Source organism: Corallococcus sp. AS-1-12 (genome assembly GCF_020036995.1).
Classification (GTDB): domain Bacteria; phylum Myxococcota; class Myxococcia; order Myxococcales; family Myxococcaceae; genus Corallococcus.
Window position 1 is genome coordinate 1 of the sequence record NZ_JAIQDD010000099.1, and the last position, 1,032, is coordinate 1,032.

2 protein-coding genes are annotated in these 1,032 nt (G+C 66.1%); both read left to right on the forward strand.

Annotated features, from left to right (window positions below):
• The first annotated feature begins 60 nt into the window (after positions 1-60).
• Positions 61-447, forward strand: coding sequence for a helix-turn-helix domain-containing protein (locus K8556_RS38870; protein WP_223745183.1), 387 nt, complete (start codon positions 61-63; stop codon positions 445-447).
• 38 nt (positions 448-485) lie between these two features.
• A complete protein-coding gene (locus K8556_RS38875) occupies positions 486-1,022 on the forward strand; it encodes a transposase (protein WP_370640044.1) in 537 nt (178 codons plus the stop codon).
• Positions 1,023-1,032 lie beyond the last annotated feature (10 nt).

Genomic DNA, 1,032 nt, shown 5'->3' on the forward strand with positions numbered 1-1,032 from the left:
ACAGCGGAGCCTGAATGAGGTGAGCAGACTGGGGTGTTGGAGAGGTGAGGAGGGAACACCATGTCCAACGGCCATTCGCTCGACCTGAGAGAGCGCGTTATTGCGGCCTGGCAACAGGGCGAGGGCAAGAGCGCCATCGCCCAGCGCTTCATGCTGGGGTACGCGACGGTGCGCCGATACATCGCTCGGTTCGAGGCGAGCGGAAGCTGCCGGCCCCGTCCGCATGGAGGCGGGGCTCGGCGCAAGGTGGATGCCGAGGGAGAAGCGCTACTACGGCGGTTGGTGGGGGAGCGTCCCGATGCGACCGACGAAGAGTTGGCGCGGCTGTATACCCAGCATGCGCAGTGCGCCGTGGGCCACGCGACTGTGAATCGAGTGCTGCACCGCATGGGGCTGACGCGTAAAAAAAGTCACTCCATGCCGTGGAGAGCGACAGCCCGGCCGTAGAGGCACTGCGATGGCAGTACGCGTGGGCCCTGCGGCGTGTGCCTGCCGAAGCGCTTGTCGTGGTGGACGAGACGGGCTGCCGCACGGACATGACCCGCACGCATGGGCGCGCACCTCGTGGGGAGCGGTTGAGGGGCGAAGCCGTCCCTCGCAACCGGGGCTGCGTCACGACGGTTATCGGCGCCCTGACACTTCAAGGCATCACTGCTCACCTGGAGGTGGAGGGGGGCACCACCTTGGAAGTCTGGGGCCGCTTCGTCTTGGAGCATCTGGTGCCTGTCCTCGAACCAGGCCAGGTCGTCGTCTGGGACAACCTGGCTGTGCACCACTGCCGCGCACTCATCGACGTCATTGAGGCGCGTGGCGCCCGAGTCCTCTTCTTGCCGCCCTACAGCCCGGACTTCAGCCCTATCGAGCCAGCATGGAGCAAGCTCAAGGCGCTTTTGCGCAAGTGGAAGCTGCGCACGCGTCAGTCTCTGGGCTGGGGCCTCCGACTGGCTCTGGCTGCACTCACGCCCAGGGACGCCGCAGGCTGGTTCTCTCACTGCGGCTACCCAGTTGCTCAGCCCCACTGAGCTACGCTGT